17 protein-coding genes are annotated in these 15,913 nt (G+C 52.1%); 12 read left to right on the top strand and 5 right to left on the bottom strand.

The window, feature by feature from the left end; all coding sequences use genetic code 11:
- Window positions 1-2: 2 nt before the first annotated feature.
- From ACI6NM_RS09850 to ACI6NM_RS09835, 4 genes are read left to right on the top strand one after another with little or no spacing between them, the layout of a single operon-like run.
- The gene (locus ACI6NM_RS09850) at window positions 3-1,763 is read left to right on the top strand and encodes an ABC transporter ATP-binding protein (protein ID WP_118438869.1); all 1,761 of its coding nucleotides are present in this window, start codon (window positions 3-5) and stop codon (window positions 1,761-1,763) included.
- The gene (locus ACI6NM_RS09845) at window positions 1,760-3,469 is read left to right on the top strand and encodes an ABC transporter ATP-binding protein (RefSeq protein WP_058722718.1); all 1,710 of its coding nucleotides are present in this window, start codon (window positions 1,760-1,762) and stop codon (window positions 3,467-3,469) included. Before ACI6NM_RS09850 ends, ACI6NM_RS09845 begins: the two co-directional genes overlap by 4 nt.
- A 16-nt stretch (window positions 3,470-3,485) precedes the next feature.
- Window positions 3,486-3,857: a metal-dependent transcriptional regulator gene (locus tag ACI6NM_RS09840; RefSeq protein ID WP_058722719.1), complete on the top strand. Its 372-nt coding sequence runs from the start codon at window positions 3,486-3,488 to the stop codon at window positions 3,855-3,857.
- Window positions 3,858-3,884: 27 nt separating this feature from the next.
- A complete protein-coding gene (locus tag ACI6NM_RS09835; protein WP_058722746.1) occupies window positions 3,885-4,172 on the top strand; it encodes a winged helix-turn-helix domain-containing protein in 288 nt (95 codons plus the stop codon).
- A gap of 57 nt (window positions 4,173-4,229) precedes the next feature.
- On the opposite strand, the gene ACI6NM_RS09830 is transcribed toward ACI6NM_RS09835, so the two are convergent.
- Window positions 4,230-5,954, bottom strand: coding sequence for an ABC transporter ATP-binding protein (locus ACI6NM_RS09830; protein WP_058722720.1), 1,725 nt, complete (start codon window positions 5,952-5,954; stop codon window positions 4,230-4,232).
- Complete coding sequence (locus ACI6NM_RS09825; protein ID WP_058722721.1) at window positions 5,947-7,698, bottom strand: ABC transporter ATP-binding protein; 1,752 nt, start codon at window positions 7,696-7,698, stop codon at window positions 5,947-5,949. The genes ACI6NM_RS09830 and ACI6NM_RS09825 overlap by 8 nt, the downstream gene beginning before the upstream one ends.
- Before the next feature lie 126 nt (window positions 7,699-7,824).
- On the opposite strand from ACI6NM_RS09825, the gene ACI6NM_RS09820 reads away from it, so the two are divergent.
- The 8 genes from ACI6NM_RS09820 to ACI6NM_RS09785 all read left to right on the top strand — a co-directional run bounded on the left by ACI6NM_RS09820 (window position 7,825) and on the right by ACI6NM_RS09785 (window position 13,397).
- Window positions 7,825-8,442 (top strand): TetR/AcrR family transcriptional regulator, encoded by a 618-nt coding sequence (locus ACI6NM_RS09820; RefSeq protein WP_058722722.1) that lies wholly within the window; start codon window positions 7,825-7,827, stop codon window positions 8,440-8,442.
- A 123-nt stretch (window positions 8,443-8,565) separates the two neighbouring features.
- Entirely contained in the window at window positions 8,566-9,153 is a 588-nt protein-coding gene (locus ACI6NM_RS09815; RefSeq protein ID WP_009259481.1) for an MptD family putative ECF transporter S component, read from the top strand.
- Complete coding sequence (locus tag ACI6NM_RS09810) at window positions 9,153-9,884, top strand: energy-coupling factor transporter transmembrane component T (protein ID WP_058722723.1); 732 nt, start codon at window positions 9,153-9,155, stop codon at window positions 9,882-9,884. The genes ACI6NM_RS09815 and ACI6NM_RS09810 overlap by 1 nt, the downstream gene beginning before the upstream one ends.
- Window positions 9,885-9,896: 12 nt before the next feature.
- The gene (locus tag ACI6NM_RS09805) at window positions 9,897-11,399 is read left to right on the top strand and encodes an ABC transporter ATP-binding protein (protein ID WP_058722724.1); all 1,503 of its coding nucleotides are present in this window, start codon (window positions 9,897-9,899) and stop codon (window positions 11,397-11,399) included.
- Window positions 11,365-11,769, top strand: a complete 405-nt coding sequence (locus tag ACI6NM_RS09800; protein WP_438500856.1) for an iron dependent repressor, metal binding and dimerization domain protein — start codon at window positions 11,365-11,367, stop codon at window positions 11,767-11,769. Before ACI6NM_RS09805 ends, ACI6NM_RS09800 begins: the two co-directional genes overlap by 35 nt.
- 9 nt (window positions 11,770-11,778) lie before the next feature.
- Window positions 11,779-12,084 (top strand): winged helix-turn-helix domain-containing protein, encoded by a 306-nt coding sequence (locus tag ACI6NM_RS09795; protein ID WP_058722726.1) that lies wholly within the window; start codon window positions 11,779-11,781, stop codon window positions 12,082-12,084.
- Window positions 12,085-12,811: 727 nt separating this feature from the next.
- On the top strand, window positions 12,812-13,225 hold the full coding sequence (locus ACI6NM_RS09790) for a sigma-70 RNA polymerase sigma factor region 4 domain-containing protein (RefSeq protein WP_118438868.1): 414 nt from the start codon (window positions 12,812-12,814) through the stop codon (window positions 13,223-13,225).
- Window positions 13,215-13,397, top strand: a complete 183-nt coding sequence (locus tag ACI6NM_RS09785) for a helix-turn-helix domain-containing protein (RefSeq protein WP_009258011.1) — start codon at window positions 13,215-13,217, stop codon at window positions 13,395-13,397. Before ACI6NM_RS09790 ends, ACI6NM_RS09785 begins: the two co-directional genes overlap by 11 nt.
- A gap of 245 nt (window positions 13,398-13,642) precedes the next feature.
- Here the strand turns inward: ACI6NM_RS09785 and ACI6NM_RS09780 are convergent, their stop codons facing one another.
- From ACI6NM_RS09780 to ACI6NM_RS09770, 3 genes are all read right to left on the bottom strand, one after another.
- Window positions 13,643-14,341 carry a hypothetical protein gene (locus tag ACI6NM_RS09780; RefSeq protein WP_176833109.1) on the bottom strand — a complete coding sequence of 233 codons (699 nt, stop codon included), beginning with the start codon at window positions 14,339-14,341 and terminating at the stop codon, window positions 13,643-13,645.
- A 75-nt stretch (window positions 14,342-14,416) separates the two neighbouring features.
- Window positions 14,417-14,740 carry a hypothetical protein gene (locus tag ACI6NM_RS09775; protein ID WP_071698938.1) on the bottom strand — a complete coding sequence of 108 codons (324 nt, stop codon included), beginning with the start codon at window positions 14,738-14,740 and terminating at the stop codon, window positions 14,417-14,419.
- Entirely contained in the window at window positions 14,737-15,870 is a 1,134-nt protein-coding gene (locus ACI6NM_RS09770; RefSeq protein WP_071698939.1) for a DUF4313 domain-containing protein, read from the bottom strand. Before ACI6NM_RS09770 ends, ACI6NM_RS09775 begins: the two co-directional genes overlap by 4 nt.
- Window positions 15,871-15,913: the final 43 nt, after the last annotated feature.

Below are 15,913 nucleotides of genomic sequence, written 5' to 3'. Positions count from 1 at the left end.
CTATGAAACAGAAGAAAACCAATCGTGTGGCCTTGCTGCTCCACTGGGCCGGGGAGCAAAAAGTATGGCTGTTCCTGGCCGTGCTTCTGGCGATGGCCGGGGGCCTGTGCATTGTGGTGCCCTATATTGAAATTTACCGGCTGATGGACGCCGCCTTTGGCGGAACCTGTACCGAAGAACTGGTGGTGCGGGTCGTGGCTGCTGTGGCTGCGGCGGTGGTGCTCCGCTTTGTGCTGTTCGGGGCATCTGGAGTGGTATCCCACAAGGGAGCCTACGGCGCGCTGTTCAAGGTGCGCTGTATGGTAGCGGAACACATGGCTAAGGTGCCGCTGGGGGCGCTGAACGAGCGGCGGACCGGAGACATCAAAACCGTGCTGAATGAGGACATTGAGAAGCTGGAGCTGTTTCTGGCCCACAACCTGCCGGATCTGGTGTGCTATCTGGTGGGGCCGGTGGTGGTTTTTGCCTACCTGATGACCGTCAACATCCCGCTGGCTCTGATTTCCCTGGTGCCGCTGGTGCTTGCGGCCGTGGTGATGGCGGTCATGTTCCGCAACACGGACGACCTGATGGACCGGGCCAACCGTTCCATCACCGCGCTGAACTCGGTCATGATCGAGTATATCAGCGGCATGAAGCTCATCAAGGCATATAACATGGGGAGCAAATCCTTCCAGAAATTCTCCTCCGCCATCCATGATGAAAACGCCATGTGGAACGAGACCTCCCGCCGCATGGGGCCCCCCTACGCGGCCTTTGTGGTCATCATTGAGTGCGGAATGCTGCTCATGGTGCCGCTGGGCGGGATGTTTTTCCTGAAAGGCTCCCTAACAGCCAGCGCATTCCTGCTGTTCCTCTATGTGGGGTCCATGTACCTGACGGAGATCCGTCCGCTGCAGGAGTTGGGGACCAATTTCGCCAATGTGCTGAACGCGGTCACCAAAGCGAAGGAAATCCTGGATGTCCCCATCTATGAGGGCGGCACGGATTTCCCCCAATGCCATGATATTGAACTGCGGAATGTACGGTTTTCCTACGATGACAAAACCGATGTGCTGCAAGGCGTCAATCTCAAGATCAGGGACGGAGAGAGGCTGGCCCTGGTGGGACAGTCCGGCGCCGGCAAGAGCACCATAATCGAACTGATCTCCCGCTTCTATGATGTGCAGGAGGGCGAGGTGCTGATCGGCGGAAAAAATGTCAAGGAGCTGGACTACGACACCATCTTGAGCAATGTGGCTATCGTATTTCAAAAGACTTTCCTCACCCGCGACAGTGTACTGGAGAACATCCGCATGGGGAGCAGCGCCAGTCTGGAACAAGTGAGGGCCGCCGCAAAGGAAGCCCAGATCGACGACTTCATCATGTCTCTGCCGGATGGCTACGATACCAAGGTGGGGAGCTTCGGCTCCCGGTTTTCAGGCGGAGAGAAGCAGCGGATCGCCATTGCCCGCGCCATTTTGAAAAATGCCCCAATCCTGATTTTAGATGAGGCCACCAGCGCCTCCGACCCGGAAAACCAGATGGAGATTGACAGGGCCATCCAAAATCTTTGTAAAGGCAAGACCGTCATTGTGGTTGCCCACCGCCTGAGCGCCCTGAAGATGTGTGAACGGGTCGCAGTGGTGGAGGACCACACCATCACCTGCGCCGGCACCCATGAGGAAGTCCGCAGGGATAACGCTTACTACCGGAAAGCCTGGGAGGACTATGAAAAGGCCCGGAACATTACCTATCAGTTGGAAGGGGGGCGAGGAGAATGAGAGAACACGATGTCTTGAAAAAGAACAAAAATTTTTATATTGGCGTTGGGGGAACTGTTTTGGAGGGCCTGCTCTCCGGCAGCCTGTTCCTGCTGCTTTACTCGGTCATGCAGTTTTTGTGGGCGGGACAGTTTGACCTGAACCGGGTGTTGATGCTGACCGGGGCGATTGCCGGCATCTTCCTGCTCCGTATCCTGATTTACAGCTATGGCTACACCAAAGCCCAGATCGGCGGCGCGGAAGTCAGCCAAAATATCCGGCTGTTTATGGGGGATCATCTCAAGCGTATCCCCCTGTCCCGGTTTACCCAGGGGCAGACAGGCGACTACATCAACACCATCACCAGCGATGTCAATAACTATGAAAAGATCCTGACCCACAAAATCGGGGACCTGGCGAAAAACTTTGCCTTGTCTATCATGCTGATTGTGTTTGTCATGACGATCTATGTCCCCGCCGGGCTGATCCTGCTGGTGGCGGATCTGCTGCTGATTCCCGGTTTGTGGCTTTCTTTCCGTATGGTGAAGAAGTACGGCAAAGAAAAGAATGACATCTGTGCGGAGAATGTCAGCAGCATCGTAGAGTATGTATCCGGCATCCAGACCTTCCGGGCTTATGGCGTGGGTGGCTTGAAAAACAAGACGGTCATCAGCGCCATGCGGGACTTCTGCCGCATCAGCTTTGTATATGAGGCCAAGGTGCTCCCTGTAGGAGCCGGGCTGGGCATCCTGATCTGGCTGTCCTGCCCGCTGGTCATCTGGAACGCCTATGCGCCGTGGGCAGCCGGGGCCATCGACACGGTTTCCTATCTGTTGGTCTGCATGTTGCCGCTGTTCTGTTCCAAACTTGCCAACGCCATTTTTGTAGACCTCACCAGTTACAAAAACCTGATGATCTCCAAAGGAAAAATCTTGGGCGTGATGGATGAGCCGGAGGAGAGCGGCAGTATGGAGGCACTGCGGCCCGCTACCCATGAGATTGTCTTTGACCATGTGGACTTTGCCTATGTTCCCGGAGAGCCGGTGCTGAAGCAGGCGTCCTTTACGGTGCCGGATCAGAAGCTAACCGCCATTGTGGGCGATTCCGGCTCCGGCAAATCCACCATCCTGAATTTGATTGCAAAATATTATGAGCCAGCCAGTGGCGTCATCTCCATCGGAGGGAAGCCCATCAATCATGTGGCGGCGGAGCGCGTGCTGGAGCAGGTTTCCATGGTAGATCAGGATGTGTTCCTCTTTGACGACACCATCCGGGACAACATCCGTCACGCCCGCCCCGGCGCATCAGACGCGGAGATTGAGGCAGCCTGCCGGGAGGCCAACTGTGACGGATTTATCCGCAGGATGGAAAAGGGCTATGATACCCCTACCGGCGAGAACGGCAATCTGCTCTCTGGCGGGGAGCGCCAGCGGCTGTCCATCGCCCGTGCCATTCTGAAGGACAGCCCGATTCTGCTGTTGGACGAGGCCACGGCATCCCTGGACATCGAGAACGAGCTGGCGGTCAAGCAGGCCATCGCCAATCTGCTCAAGGCGAAAAAGACCGTGGTAATGATCGCCCATACCCTTTCCATCGTCAAGAATGCGGATCAGATCCTGGTAGTGGCAGACGGAACGATCAAGGAATCCGGTACCCACGAGGAGCTGCTGGCTATGAACGGCAAGTATGCGGCCATGTGGAACGCAGAACAGAAAATCACTGTATAAATGAGAGGTCGCGTCTATGAAAAAACTCCATGCGTCGGGCGAGGACTATCTGGAGGCCGTGTTGGTACTCCAAAAGGAAAGAGGGATGGTGCGCTCCGTAGATGTGGCCCGGCACATGGGGGTATCCAAGCCCAGCGTGTGCCATGCTGTAGCTACCTTGAAGGCGGGCGGTTTTCTTACCATGGACGAGGACTTCTTTCTCCGCCTGACCGATGTAGGCCGGGAGGTAGCAGAGCAGACCTATGAGAAGCACTGCTTCTTCACACGCCTGCTGATAGAAGCCGGTGTAGAGCCGAGGATCGCGGAACAGGACGCCTGCCGCATGGAGCATGTGATCAGCGAAAGTAGCTTTCGGCATCTGAAGCAGAATATGGACAAAAAGAAATAGTCGCGGGAGGTGAAGCTGGTGACCGGGATGGCTGTGCTGCAATATGGGAATTTGTGTATTGACCCAAATCAACGCAGGGTCTATGTAAATGAACAAGTTGTGGAGTTGACCACGATGGAGTTCAATATCTTATACTATCTGGCTTTGCATCCCGGCTGGACCTTTACCCGGGAGCAGCTTTACCGATATGCGATGCCTGATGATTTTGCTTCCGGCCTCGAAAGCGTCACCAGCCGGATCTACAAGATACGGAAAAAACTAAATATCAATGCGATTCAAACTGTACATGGATACGGTTATCGCTTTCAAAAATAAAAATAATGGCTGTGAATAGATTGCCTCTAATCACAGCCATTATTCTATATTCATCAGTTATAGATGCCAGCCAGTTGCCCTTGTGCGTAGAGATAAAAATTTTCGATATATCCCATCCTTTTGTAGTAATTCGTTATGTTTCCCTTGTTGAACAACTCGCCCTTGGTCTATTACAATAATCTGGTCGGCGTTTCGGACAGTGCTCAGACGGTGGGCAATCGAGATCAGCGTCTTATCCTTTGTCAGCTCCTGGATGGCAGATAAAAGCGCCTGCTCATTCTCCGGGTCCACGCTGGAAGTCGCTTCGTCCAGAATGATGATGGGAGCATCTTTCAAAATGGCCCTGGCGATGGAAATACGCTGCTTTTCTCCTCCGGAGAGAGTGGAGCCGCCCTCTCCGATGATTGTGTCGTATCCTTCAGGGAGGGACAAAATGAAGTCGTGGCAGCAGGCCCGTTTTGCGGCCGCTACCACCTGCTCATGGGTGGCTTCCGGCCGGCCAAACCGGATGTTGTTTTCCACAGAGTCGTGAAAGAGGTACACATTCTGAAAGACCATGCTGATGTATTCCAGCACGCTGTCCGCAGTATAATCCCGCACATCTTTTCCGCCAATCCGAACGGTCCCTTCCTGCACATCCCAAAAGCGGGCAATCAGATTGCAGAGTGTGGTCTTGCCGCTGCCGGAGGGTCCTACAATCGCGCAGGTGGTGTGCTCCGGGATTTCCAGCGAAATATCATGGATCACCCGGCGGTCCCCATAGCCAAATGAGATATGTTCCAGAGAAATATCATAGTGGGACACAACCAGTTTCTCCGAGCTGGCATCCATCTTTGGAATGTCGGTGACTTCCTCCAGCCGGTCCAGTTCCGTATTGATCTTCTTGCTCAAAAAGGCGCTGTTGCCCATCGTCTCCAAGTCGGAATAGACTGTGAAAGCGCAGAACAGGAAAGTCAAGCAATAAGGCAGGCTGATCTGCCCTGCCAGATACAGCAGAGCCGCCGCCGCAATCAGCACACAGCTCATGAGCTTAAAGGTCACCCCATAGAAACGGAGGACGCCAGCCGTAGCCTTTTCCTGTCCGTAGTCCGCATCCCATTTTTCCTGGAACGCAGCGCGGACTTCCCGCTGTCCTTCGTCACCTTTAGAGAAAGAACGCAGCACCGAAATACCCCGTATGTATTCCATCACCTTACCGACCAGATGCTCTTGGGCCTCTTGGTAAATAGGGGCATATTGGGCGGCACGAAGCCTCACCCAGCGGAGAACCAGCATCCCAAGCGCCAGCCCCACAAGGCTCAATCCCGCAATCACCGGGCTGAAAAAGAACATCATCACGGACATCAGCACAGCCATGGCCACACCGCTGGTCATCTGCTCAATCGCCAGCATGGAGTACCCCTCCAAATCGGCAATCGTGGTGGTGAGCATGGCCTGAATGGTGCCCAGATTTTGTTCTGAGAAATATCCCATGGGTGCCTGTTTCAGCCGTTCTCCAATCTCCAGCCGGTAGTCCCGGAAAATGTCATAGCCAGATCCGCTCATGGTACGGTCATACATCCACTGGAAAAAGAAGCGGCCCAGTACACTGCCCAGAATTACGCCAAAAGCCTGCCCGATGATGACCGGAGAGAGTCCATCCAGATGGAGCAGAATCCAGAATACACCGAACATCATAAACCCGTTGAAGAATGATTTCAGAATATTGCAGACAATCCCTGCCACGATTTTTCCCCGGCTGTTTCCCGCAATTTTAAAGATACGGCGAATCATTTCAAACATCTTCTACACCTCCTTCCGTAGAGCCGGCGTAGTCCTGCCACATTTTCCGGTAAAGGGGGCAGTTCTCCAGAAGCTCCTCCTGAATGCCCCGGCCCACAATCTCGCCATTGGCAACAACCAATATCTGGTCGGCATTGCGGATCGTATTCAGCCGGTGGGCCACGACAATCAGAGACTTTCCCGCCACCAGCTTACTGATAGCCTGCTGGATCAGCGCCTCGTTCTCGGGATCGGCATAGGCGGTCGCCTCGTCCAAAATGATGACGGACGCCTGCTTGAGCATGGCCCGCGCAATGGTGATGCGCTGCCGCTCTCCGCCGGAGAGGCGGTCCCCGGCATCACCGGCCATGGTATCATAGCCCTGCTCTAACTGCATGATAAAGTCGTGGCAGTTGGCAGCCTTGGCCGCAGCCTCTACTTCCCCGTCGCTGGCATTAGGGTTTCCCATGCGGATGTTTTCCCGAATGGATTTATCAAAGAGAAAATTGTCCTGGGCTACATAGCTGATCTCGCCCATGAGCTGCCCGAACGGAATGTTGCGAATATCCTGCCCGCCAAAGCGGACTGTACCGGAGGTTACATCCCAGAAGCCGGCCATCAGCTTGGCAATCGTAGACTTCCCGGAGCCGGATGGACCGACTATGGCGGTCATGGTACCGGGCTGTGTCTGGAATGAGATACCGTGGAGAACTTCGGCTTCATTGTAAGCAAAATGGACATCCTCAAATTGATAACGCCGCTCCCCAAGCTCTGCGGGCTTTGTGGGGCGGACAAGTTCCGGTGTTTTCAAAAAAGCTGTGACCTGTTCCAGATTGCCCTTGATCATGCTGACCTGCTCCATGGCTTCGGATACCTTCATCAGAGGCGCAATAAACCCCAGAGGCACCACCAAGGCCACCAGAAAGACAGGGAGAGAAAGACTTCCCTCCATGTAGAGCCACGCTCCCACTGGAAGGGTCCCCAGAAGCGTAGAAGGGAGGACTGCCCGGGCCGCCGCGTTCCAAAGCCAGCACTGGCTCCACCATGCCATGGTGGAATCGTGGAAATAGCGGACAGAATCAGCATACTTTCCATAGGAAGCTGCGGATCGGTTGAACGCCTTGATGACCTGAATACCGTTGACATACTCCACCAAGGCACTGTTCATCTCGTTGGCAGAGCGCATATAGTTCTCCATGCGGGGCCCATATCCCCGCATCATGGCGGCAAAAAAGAGGGTGCCCAGCGGAATTGTCACCAGTGCGGCCAGCCCCATCCGCCAGTCCAGCAGGAAAATCAGAAGAATACTGCATAGGGGTGCGGCGATGTTGGATGGCAGTTCCGGCATGAAATGGGCCATGGAGTCCTCCAACTTCGCCACATTGTCCACGATCAGATTTTTGAAAGCCCCGGTAGGTGTTTCCAGCATGACGCCCATGGGGACCTTCGCCATCCGGTCTGTAATGGCCTCCCGGATATTTTTCAGTATGGTAAAGGAAATTTTGTGGGACATCAGGGAGGACCGCCAGGTAAGCAGCATTTTTATGATCTGGCAAACTGCGGCGCCTCCGCAGAGAAACAATACCAGCGTGGGCGTTGCAGTCCCCCGGTACAAGGCGTCCGCGAGGACAGCCACCATTAAAAATGGGCCCATGCCAAAGAGTTCTCCCAAAACAGCCAGGAAGATGGAGAGGAGCATTTTACCGTTGTTTTCTCCCACGAAAGCAAAGAGCTGCCGAATCGTTCCCGGTTCTTTCGACTTCATAACCAGCCTCCTTTCAGGCCACAAAAAATACAAGGAGGGTATTGCAATTTCAAGTGCCCTGTGCTAAAATCTGAATTACATCGTAATATTACAGTGTAATTTTAGTATAGGACGGAGGGACAGCGAATGTCAAGAGACTTTCAGCAGACACACGAAAATCTTTTGCTCTGCGCCCAAAAGCACTTTCTGGAATATGGCTTTGAGCGGGCCAGCATCCGGGAGATCTGCAAGGACGCCCATGTGACTAACGGAGCTTTTTATAACCACTTTGACGATAAGGAAGCTCTGTTCGGCGCGCTGGTGGAGCCTGTTGTCCAGGAGGTCAAGGCCATCTATGAGGCGTCGGTAAATGAGCACATGGAACTGGCAAAGACGGACGACTTGAAATCCCTCTGGAAACTGTCGGAGGAAACGCTGTCGGTCATTATCGAATACATCTATGAGCATTTTGATGTATTCCGGCTGCTTCTTATGCGGGCGGAGGGCACGCGGTATTCCTCCTTTTTGGATGATGTTGTCTGTCTGGAAACCCGGGTCACGCTGAAGTTCTTTGCAGAATTGAAATCTCGGGGCATCCAGGTCCGCGAATTGGCGGAAGAGGAGTGGCATATTCTGCTCCATGCGTATTTTGCGTCCCTGGCTGAAGTGGTCATGCACAACTTCCCCAAGGAGGCCGCGCTGAAATATGTTCACACGCTTGTCTCTTTTTTCAACTCCGGATGGCAGACAGTTTTGGGGATCTGATCCCCAAAATTTTTGCGCAATAGTTAGCATCTACTAACCAAATGATGTGGAGGTGAAACCGCAGCGTCCCCTTTGCACGGGGTTTTGCAACACTTAATTCTTTTCAGAAAGGACATATTAAAAATGGAAAACACAAAGAAGCTCACAGGTAAAGACCTAATCAATGTCGGCATTTACACAGCCATGACCCTCGTTATTTTCTTTGTTGTCGGCCTGCTTACTGCGCTGCCGGTGGTTTACCCGTTCCTGTTCATAATTTGGCCTATCGTCTGCGGCATTCCTATGATGCTCTACTATACCAAGATTCAGAAGTTTGGTATGCTGACCATCACAGGTATCATCGGCGGCATCTTTTTCTATCTGATCGGCTATGGCTGGATCGGCCTGCTCGGCTGGGTACTCGGTGGCATTCTAAGCGATGTCGTGCTCAAAATCGGCGGCTATCAGAAATTCAAGGCCACTGTTCTGAGCTATGCCTGCTTTTGCCTTGGCATCATGGGCTGCCCCGCCAATCTCTGGTTTGCCGGCGAAGCGTATTGGGAAAACATCCACACCTCCATGGGCGATCAGTACGCAAACACCTTGCAATCCCTGATGCCCTCCTGGATGCTGTATGTGGGCTTTGCGCTGCTGTTTGTGGGCGGTATTCTGGGCGCGCTGCTGGGTCATAAAATGCTGAAAAAACACTTTGAGAGAGCTGGAATTGTGTAATGGAGCAGCTTCAAGCGGTTGTTGAAAACAGAACAGGCTTTTGCTTGGACCCACGAACCAAGCTGTTGCTGATGGCCGTTGTCGCTACCGCAGAATTTCTATATAGCCACACCGCCTTTATGATCGCGGTGGCGATGATTCCCTTTGTCCTGCTGCTGACTAACCGGCAGTATAAGACGGCAACGGTGTTCTTCTGCCTGTTCGCAGCGGGGCTGTTTGTGCAGGCTATCCAGAACTCCGTCCAGTTTCCCATGATCGTCAATATGCTGGTAGTCCTGTTGGTGGGACTGGTCCTGCGGCTGTTTCCGGCCTTTGTGATGGGGGCCTACATCATCAAATCCACCACGGCCAGCGAGTGCATTACTGCGCTGGGTCGGATGCACATTGGGCGGCAGATCACCATTCCGCTCTCCGTCCTGTTTCGCTTTATCCCTACCATGCAGGAGGAGTCGGCCGCCATCAAGGACGCCATGCGGATGCGGGAGGTCCAGTTCGGGACAAAGAAATTCTGGCAAAACCCCGCCGCCCTGATTGAATACCGTTTTATTCCCCTGATGATCTCGGTGGTCAAAATCGGGGATGATCTCTCCGCGGCAGCCCTGACCCGCGGCCTGGATAACCCGGTCCGGCGCACCAATATCACAAAGGTCGGTTTTACTGGCTGGGATCTGCTGGCGGTGCTGATTGCCGGAGTTGCACTGCTCTCCACATACTTTTTCAGTCCGTGGTAAGGAGGTGATACCGTGATCGAATTGAAAGATGTTTCCTTTACTTATGAGAGCGGAGAAACCCAAAATAACCTGAACCATATCAATCTGACAATCCAGGATGGCGAAACCATCCTGCTCTGCGGAGAGTCCGGCTGCGGCAAGACGACGCTGACCCGGCTGATCAACGGCCTGATCCCGCATTATTACGGCGGGAAGCTGACCGGGCAAGTCCTTTTAGATGGGAAAGAGTTAAAAGACTATCCTCTTTATCAAATCGGTCAACGGGTAGGGTCTGTATTCCAAAACCCAAGGACGCAATTCTACAATGTAGATACGACCAGCGAGATCGTTTTCGGGTGTGAAAACATGGCCCTGCCGGTCCCAGAGATGCGGGAGCGTCTGGAGGAGACTGTCCACAGCCTCAAGCTGGAAAAACTGCTGAATCGGAGCTTGTTTGCTCTGTCCGGTGGAGAAAAGCAGAAAATCGCCTGCGCCTCTGCCGACGCAATCCACCCGGACATCTTTGTATTGGACGAGCCATCCTCCAACCTGGATATTGCCACCATCGAAGATTTAATTGGCGTGATCCGGCACTGGCAGTCTGAGAAAAAGACCGTGATCGTCGCGGAACACCGGCTTTATTATCTCGTTCCCTACGCAGATCGAATTCTCTACATGACGCACGGAAGTATTACGCAGGAGTTTACCAAAGCAGAGTTTCAAAAATTACTGCCTGATGAATTACAGGGAATGGGGCTACGGGCACTGGACCCATTCCACCTGCCTCCAGAGGCCTCGCCCAAGCCTTCCGCCCCGCAATTACATATCAAGGGGTTCCAGTTCTCCTATGAAAAGCACGGCCCCCTCAATGTGGATATTCCAGACCTGATCCTGCCCCAAGGGGAGATCATCGGCATTATCGGAAACAACGGCGCGGGAAAATCTACCTTCGCCCGGTGTCTGTGCGGTCTGGATAAGAAGGCGAAAGGTGTGCTTGAAATGGATGGGGCCTCCTATGACGCAAAGCAGCGCAGGCACATTTCCTACATGGTCATGCAGGATGTAAACCACCAGTTGTTCACGGAAGATGTGCTGGATGAACTGCTGCTCAGTATGGACATCGAGGACGAGAAAGCGGACACGGCCCACGCCAGTGAGATTCTGGACAGTTTGGATCTGTTGGACAAGGTAAAGCTGCATCCCATGTCCCTGTCCGGCGGAGAAAAACAGAGGGTGGCGATTGGCAGTGCAATAGCATCAGACAAAAAGCTCTTGATATTCGACGAGCCTACCAGCGGATTGGATTACCGGCATATGCTGGAGGTATCGGACAACTTAAACCGCCTGAAAGAGATGGGAAAGAGCCTGTTTCTGATTACACATGACCCCGAGCTTATTTACAAATGCTGCACCTATCTGTTGTTCATTCAGGGAAGCAAGGTGCTGTGGCATCGGCCGATGGATGGGAAAGCTGTAGAGCTCTTGCGGACTTTCTTCTCCCATGAGCAAGAAACAGGTGCGGTCAATGCTTCCTGATAAAAAACTGCACGCTTCCGGCGAGGACTATCTGGAGGCTGTGTTGGTACTCCAGAAAAAGAAAGGCATGGTACGCTCTGTGGATGTGGCCCGGTATATGGAGGTGTCTAAGCCCAGCGTGTGCCATGCGGTAGCTACCTTGAAGGCGGGTGGCTTCCTCACCATGGATGAGGATTTCTTCCTCCGCTTGACCGATATAGGCCGCGAAGTAGCGGAGCAGACCTACGAGAAACATTGCTTCTTCACTCGCCTGCTGGTGGAAGCCGGTGTAGAGCCCAAAACCGCCGAACAGGAGGCCTGCTGCATGGAGCATGTGATTAGCGAGAATAGCTTTCGGCATCTAAAGCAAAGTATGGACAAAAAGAAATAGTCGCGGGAGGTGAAGCTGTTGACGGGGGTAGCTGTACTGCAATATGGGAATTTGCGTATTGACCCCAATGAACGCAGGGTCTATATAAATGAACAATTTGTGGAGTTGACCACAATGGAGTTCAATATCTTATACTGTCTGGCCTTACATCCTGGCTGGACCTTTACCCGGGAACAGCTTTACCGATATGCGATGTCCGATGATTTTGCCTCTGGCCCTGAAAGCGTTACCAGCAGGATCTACAAGATACGGAAAAAACTAAATATCAATGCGATTCAAACGGTACACGGATACGGTTATCGCTTTGAGAAGTAGAAGTAAAAGGGAGCGGCCTTTGTTGATCAATGAAGGTTGCTCCCTTTTGCCATGTTGAAAATTGGAATTAAAATGGAAAAAGTGAAAACTCAGTCAGAATTTGGTCAGATTTACCGAATACAATGGAGATAAATTCTAACCATATAGGCGACTTTGAAAAACGGGAGGAATGTGTATGAAAACTAAAAATCGAAATAGCAGAGGGAATTTCAAGTTGCGTTAGGCGGTCTTATTCTTAAATGAATGAGGCCGCCTTTTCTTTTAATTCCCGACAAAATTCTACAAAAAAATCAAATTACTGAACCTGGATCATTGGCAGACCTGCTGCCCGCTCTAATGGACAATGCAGGTTCGTGTGCAAAGTGCGGTTCAGATGGCAAGGAGCCAAATGCGCATGGAGAATTTGAAACCCATGCACATAAAAAGGTTCGTCGCCCATCTGCTTACATTTCGACACACAGTTTACTATCGAATATGGTTCTTCTGCCGCCCTTTTCGGAGGACAGGGCGGGAACATCACAAGACAAGCGACAAGCCTCCTCCTGCGGGCGTCGGAAGTCGTGACGGACTTCTTTATGTGTATCACACAGCCGATTGCTCACCTTTGTGGTGCGTGGCCGGCTGTGTTGTTTTATATAGAACACAAAGACGCCCATTAGTTCGGTGCCGGTCCCCTCCAAATGTTCAAGATTCCCAAAAATTCTTGAACGATTTGGAGGACAAGACCATGCGGTATCGAAATAATGGACAGATAGAGGAAGAACTACAAATCAGATTTACAGGTTACTTAATCCAGGCAGTAAAACGCACACGGCGCGATTACCTGAACATGCTCAACCAATACAGCAACAGTGAAATACTGACCGATACAACCTATACCACAGGACAGACTTTGGAACAAGAGGTTACAGAGCACCTTCCTCTATGGGATGTGATCGAAAGTAATGCGCTCTTCTATGCCCTCAAGCGGTTGAATGAACGCGAGCGGTATGTGTTCCTGGCGCATGTTTTGGACAACTGCCCTTTTGACTTGATTGGTGTAAGACTGGGCCTGACTTATAAAGGTGCAGCCGCAGTCTATTACCGTGCTGTTCAAAAGTTGAGAAAAAGTATTGAGGGGGTGGAAAAACATGATATTTGAACAACTGTTGTTTCAGGCAAAGGAAGGTGATCTGGAGTCAATTACCGATATTTTGAATATGTATCGGCCCTTACTGCTCAAATATTCTGTAATTGACGGCCGGCTGGATGAGGATCTATACCAGGAGCAGTGCATTACATTGATGCGAGCCATCAAACTGTTCCGAATTTGAATTTATGAGAAAGGCTCCGAGACCTTTTGATCTCGGGGCCTTTCCCGTGGATTCAAACAGGATGTACTAAGAGGAAAAAAACAAGCGCACAGTAGTAGTTGGATGCTGCTGTGCGCTTATTCCGACATAACCTGTGGGCCTCACCCGAAAAGGTGAGGCCACACTGCGGTAAAACTTATCCTACCACGATTTCCTTTTTACCAGATCGCTCCGAAAAGAATCTCTGCAAAATGCTTATTGCAATTTTATTGCTCCTCTCCAGCGGCAGCCTTATCATAGTAGTAGATATAGGCGTTGTAATCCCGAAACCGAGTGATCAGCCGAATCCGGATGTACAAATGTGCCGTTTCAGAATAGAGGTTAAATTCAGTCGGATCACTGGTAGTCCCGGCATATCGGCAGAAGCGTTTCATGGTTTCCAGCGTCTTAAAGGCCGGCAACTTGAATAGGGCATTTTGAAACTCATCGATTTCTTTTACCAGCTCTGGCGGCGTCTTTTTGCCGCTCTCATTGTGCCAGGTTGTCCACCAGCGGTATCCATCGTAATCCGAACGGGAATAAGCAAGTTCGCTGACAGGGCGTTCGATGAGCTGCATTGGAGGCTTGTAGGTGTGCTTGAACACTTCTGAAAAAGTGCAGTTCTGCACCAGATAACAGGTGGACTTTTCTGCGCTTTTCTTCAGATGTCCAGACTTGACGGCATCCCACTCCGCAAGGGGCAGGGGCGTATGGGCGGCATCCCGAAGGGCCTCATCCATGCCGCAGGCTTCACAGATCTGCACATCCGCATAGCGGCTGAGGGCATTGACCATCAGGTGGGCTGCCAGAGGAGAGCCACACCGCAGGCATTTGGGAGGGGCCGCTGCATCGCCATGAGCATAAAGCTTTTTGTCTTGCTTCCAAGCGGCTTCCAGTAATTCTTTGGGGTATAATTTGATTTTCATGGTAATGTCTCCTGATTTTGAATTTATGTTCAAAATTATATCGAGGTCTTCCCCCTGCTTCATAAATTGTTCAATCTATGCAACAGATTCGCTCATCGAAAAAAGAGTTCGCAGAGTTGCAGCCAGTTCTGTGCGGTTTTTGCAGGGGAGGCGATGACTGACGCCACAGTTATGCCCTTCTGAATTCATTTTGCAGATGGTGACACTCAACGCAGAGCCGTCGTGGCAGATCCACATCCGTCTGCCAGCAGCCGGGTCTTCTGCCACAATCCAGAGCGGGCGCTGGCGGGTCATATAAGACTGATTGGCAGCCTTCCACCCGCTGTAATCAGAGTAGTGGAAGCCTGGAGCATCTAATTTGCGTTGGTTTAGCGCCAAATAGACTTCCTTGTACTTCATGCGCTGCGCCTCCCTTCCTGCAACGATAGATATTCAGCGTATCCCTCCGGGTCCAGTTCACGCAGGCGGTCTGCCCGGAAGCGGTACTCTGGATACTCACAGTAACCACTGCGCTGCGTTGCCCCGGTAGGGATAGCCAATCCGTGGCGGATCAGCCAGACCGGGAAATCGGCATCGCCATTGGTATCGATGAACGCGCAGTCTTTCCCCCGTTCCCCGTCCAGATTGACCGTCAGAGAGGCCCAGGGCTCCGCATAGCCATTTTCCCATGTGTGCATGGCAATCGCCAGGTTGCCGTCCATATAGGCAGATACCTTTAGCTGTATGGGATGTGTGGAGCCGTACTTTTCATAAGGGAAGGTAATAGGCCCTTGCCTACCCATGGCCGGCATTGGCCTTTGGGCCGGAGCTGTACTGATGTTTGGCGTCAGATCCAGTTCCCAGCATATAGCGAGAATATCAGAATCGTCCACACGGTAGTTATATTTTTTGGCATACTTGGGGTGGAAGAGAAGCTGACCGTTCTCCACAACAAATTTGCCTTCCTTGGTGCCATAGGTGTACTGGCGGCCATCCAGAAGATGTTGCACCTTTTTGGCGTCCGCTTTGATCTTTCCTTTGTCGTACCATGTGGTGTACTGCACCGCAACCTCAAGATTAGGGTTTGAATGAAAGCGGGTTTCTAAAAACTGCAGGACACGCCCGCAGACTGCCGCCCGCTGTTCGACGGTTTGGGCTAAATTAAAGGACAGTGTGAAATACGAATAGTCACGCCCGGACAACCCATAGCCGTGAAGTGTATTGCTGAAGTCGTTGCACCAGAAAAACAATTCCCAACGGGAACTTCCATAAGGCGCCGGATCTTCGGATTCATACTGATAGCAGATAAACTCCCTGGCAATGGCCGCCATGACAGAGGCCATCACAGCGTTTTTTGACTCAGCTGCCCGTTTGATCCTGCGGTGCGCCTCGTCAGGGCCGTCATCGCAAATCTGACGGTTTGCCTCCCGCTGCTCTGGGGTGTAGACATATTGGAGTCTAAGCGAATGGACATCTTCCCGGGCATAACCCCGGTCAATCCATTTTGCGCTGGAACTTTTGACAGAAGATTTGTCATGTAATATATTCATGGTGATTCTCCTTTTTGATTTGATGTAAATGCTTGTCGATAAC

This window comes from Pilosibacter sp. YYHA0881, assembly GCF_051602715.1.
Classification (GTDB): Bacteria; Bacillota; Clostridia; order Lachnospirales; family Lachnospiraceae; genus Alitiscatomonas; species Alitiscatomonas aceti.
Note: the sequence above shows the minus strand (reverse complement) of the source record. Positions and strands in the feature narration are given on the sequence as shown.

Bases quoted from the DNA above. Each gene is read 5' to 3' on its own strand.
- ACI6NM_RS09850 (WP_118438869.1), top strand. From the start codon at position 3: ATGAAACAGAAGAAAACCAATCGTGTGGCCTTGCTGCTCCACTGGGCC.
- ACI6NM_RS09845 (WP_058722718.1), top strand. From the start codon at position 1,760: ATGAGAGAACACGATGTCTTGAAAAAGAACAAAAATTTTTATATTGGC.
- ACI6NM_RS09840 (WP_058722719.1), top strand. From the start codon at position 3,486: ATGAAAAAACTCCATGCGTCGGGCGAGGACTATCTGGAGGCCGTGTTG.
- ACI6NM_RS09835 (WP_058722746.1), top strand. From the start codon at position 3,885: ATGGCTGTGCTGCAATATGGGAATTTGTGTATTGACCCAAATCAACGC.
- ACI6NM_RS09830 (WP_058722720.1), bottom strand. From the start codon at position 5,954: ATGTTTGAAATGATTCGCCGTATCTTTAAAATTGCGGGAAACAGCCGG.
- ACI6NM_RS09825 (WP_058722721.1), bottom strand. From the start codon at position 7,698: ATGAAGTCGAAAGAACCGGGAACGATTCGGCAGCTCTTTGCTTTCGTG.
- ACI6NM_RS09820 (WP_058722722.1), top strand. From the start codon at position 7,825: ATGTCAAGAGACTTTCAGCAGACACACGAAAATCTTTTGCTCTGCGCC.
- ACI6NM_RS09815 (WP_009259481.1), top strand. From the start codon at position 8,566: ATGGAAAACACAAAGAAGCTCACAGGTAAAGACCTAATCAATGTCGGC.
- ACI6NM_RS09810 (WP_058722723.1), top strand. From the start codon at position 9,153: ATGGAGCAGCTTCAAGCGGTTGTTGAAAACAGAACAGGCTTTTGCTTG.
- ACI6NM_RS09800 (WP_438500856.1), top strand. From the start codon at position 11,365: ATGAGCAAGAAACAGGTGCGGTCAATGCTTCCTGATAAAAAACTGCAC.
- ACI6NM_RS09790 (WP_118438868.1), top strand. From the start codon at position 12,812: ATGCGGTATCGAAATAATGGACAGATAGAGGAAGAACTACAAATCAGA.
- ACI6NM_RS09785 (WP_009258011.1), top strand. From the start codon at position 13,215: ATGATATTTGAACAACTGTTGTTTCAGGCAAAGGAAGGTGATCTGGAG.
- ACI6NM_RS09780 (WP_176833109.1), bottom strand. From the start codon at position 14,341: ATGAAAATCAAATTATACCCCAAAGAATTACTGGAAGCCGCTTGGAAG.
- ACI6NM_RS09775 (WP_071698938.1), bottom strand. From the start codon at position 14,740: ATGAAGTACAAGGAAGTCTATTTGGCGCTAAACCAACGCAAATTAGAT.
- ACI6NM_RS09770 (WP_071698939.1), bottom strand. From the start codon at position 15,870: ATGAATATATTACATGACAAATCTTCTGTCAAAAGTTCCAGCGCAAAA.